The sequence below is a fragment of the Rhodopirellula sp. JB055 genome (assembly GCF_043100905.1).
Classification (GTDB): Bacteria; Planctomycetota; Planctomycetia; order Pirellulales; family Pirellulaceae; genus Rhodopirellula.
In genome coordinates this window covers 1-4,073 of sequence record NZ_JBICHO010000570.1, presented here as the reverse complement: position 1 = coordinate 4,073, position 4,073 = coordinate 1, and the positions used below count along the sequence as shown (strand labels likewise).

General features: G+C 56.9%; 3 protein-coding genes. All 3 read right to left on the bottom strand.

Translation table 11 applies throughout. The annotated features are described in order from the left end of the window. A partial coding sequence (locus ACF8AM_RS22190; RefSeq protein ID WP_392557752.1) for a PPC domain-containing protein occupies nt 1–1,371 on the bottom strand: 1,371 nt, incomplete at its 3' end. Nucleotides 1,372–1,448: 77 nt separating this feature from the next. Continuing rightward, on the bottom strand, nt 1,449–2,789 hold the full coding sequence (locus tag ACF8AM_RS22185) for a DUF1501 domain-containing protein (RefSeq protein WP_392557751.1): 1,341 nt from the start codon (nt 2,787–2,789) through the stop codon (nt 1,449–1,451). Nucleotides 2,790–2,795: 6 nt separating this feature from the next. Next, on the bottom strand, nt 2,796–4,073 hold a 1,278-nt coding region (locus ACF8AM_RS22180; protein WP_392557750.1), incomplete at its 5' end, for a DUF1553 domain-containing protein.

The window sequence follows — 4,073 nt, the reverse complement described above, 5'->3', positions numbered from 1 at the left end:
GGTTGCGTCAATACGGATTTTGGATTGGAAACCGGACTTGCGATTGACGGACACGCTGAGTTCGAGCGGTTTGGCCTGAGTGACGACGAAGTGATCTTCAGCCATCGAAAGTTGGCATTCTGGTTTCAATTCGCGAATCGACAATTGATAGAAGTGTCGTGGTCCAAACTCACCCAGCATCTCGGAAACGGCGACGTCGATAGGACCGTCCTCGACCGCGGTGAAGTCGACTCCCGCGTCATAGCCACCCGACGACATGTCGTCGTTGCTGGCCAGTGTTTTGCCTGACTTGGAATCGGTGACCGTGAGCTTGGAATCGAGCAGGAATCCGTTGGCTTTGGATCGGACTTCCGCGCGGTACTTGGTCCCTTTGTTGCCCTGGAATTCGTAGTGATGCGTTTCATCTGCCTTCAAGAAGTGACCGAATAGCAAAGCGGGCAGCGTCCCATCGAACGCTACACCGGGTAAAAATCGCTGAACCGTTTCATCAGCGGGTGAGACCCAAGACCACCCCAACGCACCGGGGACCGTTGCGACGGGAGGCGACAGGCTTTCGGCGATGTAGGAAACCGTTGCGGTTGCATCGTCGAGGTTGTAACCAAATGCAATGGCTTTCTTGTTGTCGGCCGCAACATGGTCCACAAACGGGGCGGTGGTCACGTCCAACGTGTAAATGAATGAGGCGGATCCCGCGTAGCCAATCGTGCTGTTGGGTGTTTCGGGAAAAGCGAAAATTCGAATCAGCAGATCTTGATCCGAGTCGGCTGGGTAGACGATTTGTGGGTCCAGTCCACGGGCATCGTCGGAATGGTAGAGCACGTTCCCGCGGAGATCGGTCAATTGCAGCACCGCATCCATCGGTGACTTCAGCACTTGGTTCGCGGTCGCCGAAACGACCAATGTCTGGCCCGTCTTCAGGGACACGCGGTAGGCATCGCTGTCACCGCTCTTGGACAAACGGCCGGCGATGACAGTGGGAAGTGCAATTGGGTTGGCGTCTGATCGTTTGTCGTTGGGTTCCGATTCTGAAAAAACGTTGATGTTTGAAAGAACGAGTGGAACCAACTTGCTGGCGGATTGGTCATCATGAATTCGAACCCAGGCGACTCCGGGCGGGGCATCGTCCGTGACTTTGACAGTCAGCTTGCCGGCGTCTTTGCCGGCGGAGATGGAAACGTGCGGCGAATCACATTCCACATTGGGTGGCCAGTTTGGAAAAGTGCCTTCGGCGGTGATCGCTGTCTCCGTGGCGACCGCGACCGCGGGTGGAAACAAGCGATCAAGCTTGACCTGCGCGTGAGCCAAACACGGGGTGAAACAGCACAGAACCAATGCCCACGCCAGGCGATGCTGAAGTGTGAAAGCGATCACGGAGCAACTTGCGTCGCGTGAACGAAGGATGGATTCGTGGACGCACTTGCCGTTGATTGAATTCGATGAGTGACGCACTAGCTCATCAACTCGGTGATAGGAGTCGCGTCGCTGACCAAGTGTGTGGGACGTCCTTCGCCGGTGTACATCATTTGACCAGGATCAATGCCGAGTTTTTCATAAATCGTCGATACAAAGTTCTCGGGCGAGAGGACTCGTTCGACCGCGGCGTAACCTTGTCGGTCAGTCGCCCCGATGACTTGTCCGCCCGGCGTTTGACCGCCCGCGAACACGACGCTCATTGCATTGGACCAATGGTCGCGTCCGCCGCGTTCGTTGATCTTGGGCGTCCGTCCAAACTCACCCAAGACCACGACCAAGGTGCGTTCCAGCATGCCTTGTTGTTTGAGGTCCGAGATTAGAGCCGCGACCGTTGCTTCAAACGGCGGCAGTTTTTTATCAAGTGCATTGAAGATGTCGACGTGATGGTCCCAACCACCGCTGTAAAGCGTCACGAAGGGAACGCCTGCGCCGACCAATCGCCGGGCGAGCAAGGCTTGCTGGCCAAACGGGTTGCGTCCGTAAGCATCACGGACTTCGTTGGATTCTTGGTGAATGTCGAACGCGGCTTGGGCTTCTTTGCTGCTGATGATTTGCAGACTTTGCTGATAGAACTCGTCAACTGCCAAGGTTGGATCGGCGACGCTGGCGTCATTGAAACGCCTCATCGTGTCGATGCGTTGGCGGATTTGTTGCCGGGAACTGAATCGGCCGTCGGTGAGTCCCGTGGGGATCGTGACATCGCGAACACGGAAGCCGGAACTGTTGGGATTGTCGGGAACGACGAACGGTGCGTACTTGCTGCCGAGGAAGTTCGGGCCGCCCGAACGCGACATCCGGGGCAGCGAAAAGTAGGCGGGGATCCCATGGGGTGCGCCGATCTCTTTCGAGACCACACTGCCGAGGCTGGGATGGAAACTGACAAACGCACCACAACCAACAGGGATGCGAGGCGGGGCTCCGGTCATCATGTAGTGATTGCCGGCGCCGTGGTTGCCCTGGTCGTGCCGAATCGAACGGACGATTGCGAGGTCATCGCTGATCGCCGCCATCTTCTGCATCGGCTGGGCGAACTGAATGCCGGGCGTTTGAGTCGCAATGGGCTGGTACGTGCCGCGAATTTCGACGGGGGCGTCTGGTTTGGGGTCAAACGTTTCGTAGTGGCTGGGCCCGCCGTCCATCCAAACCAAGATGCAGGCATCCGCCTGAGCGTTTCGACGGCGTGAACCGGAGGTTTCTGACGCGCGGGCTTGCGCACTCAAGGCTCCTGATAGGCCTCCGCCGATCAGTCCGCCAAGACCCAATTTCAGACCATCGCGGCGCGTCAGTCCTTCGCAGTTTGTCCAAGTGTTCGACATGATCCATCAGTTTTGAATAATAAACTCAGGCGAATTCAACATCGCCCACATCAAGTCCTCCATCACACGCCGACGACCTTCATCGGTGGTTTCCTTTTGTTCTTTCTCAACACTTTGATTCGCCGCGGTGTTTTCGATGGAGTCGCGAATCAGTGACTCGGCATAGCTTCGTTCTTCGTCGTTTGGTAATCGCGAAAATACGGCCAAGTAAAGATCCGTCACGATCTCCGCGGGAGACAGCTCGCTGTTCGCCAACCGTGCCGCGCGACCGGAATCGCTTCGGACCCGTGCGTCGAGTTCTCGCGAATTCATCAGGTGCAACGTCTGAGTGACGGATGAATCGGGAATGCGTTCGCAGGGCGGATCCTTGTTCTCATCCGGTCTGCCAAACGTATCCAGGAACGTCGAATCGATTCGGTGCGTCCAAACTTGGTTGGCTCGGGATTCAGGTGCCAACGCCGAAAAGGATTCCGACGTTTCGGTCACGTCCGCCACCGCTTGAGCGAGCACCTCGGCTCGCAATCGATGACGGTAGTGACGCGAGTGATTCAGTCGGTCGGCCGCGTTGGTTTCGTTGGGAACGGAACTGAGCGAGTAAACGTTGGACAGGACGATGGTTTTGATCAGATTCTTTTGATCGAAACCAGATTGTTGAAAGTGCGTGGCCAACGCATCGAGCAGCGCTGGGTTGCTAGGTGGGTTCGTGCTGCGAAGATCATCGACCGGATCGACGATGCCTCGCCCCATCAACTGTGCCCACACGCGATTGACGTGAACCTTAGCGAAGTAGTCGTTGTCCGGGGACGTCATCCATTCCGCGAGAGCCTCCCGTGGATCCGATCCCTCGGCTACGTCAGCGGTTCCAAACAGAGGCGAGGGAGGCAGCACTTCGTCGGTCACGGGATGCTTGACGCTGCCCTTGGTGGAAACGTAAACGATCTCTTCGCCACCCGAGATCGGCGGGGACAATCCTTTGCCTTTGCGGCCGACTCTGCCAAAGTAGGCGGCGAAGGAATAGAAGTCGTGCTGACTCCATTTTTCAAATGGATGATGGTGGCACTTGGCACATTCCAGACGCACGCCGAGAAACAATTGGCTGACCAGTGTGGCGACTTCATCGGGGCTGCGTCGATCTCGAAACAGTGTCACGGCGCCGTTGTGCCAGGTGCTGCCTTTGGCCGTGATCAGCCGCCGTGCAAATTCGTCGTAGGGAACGTTTTCTCGAAACTGCTGACGGATCCAATTGTCATAGTTCAGGACCGCTTTGATCCCGACCCGATAGGG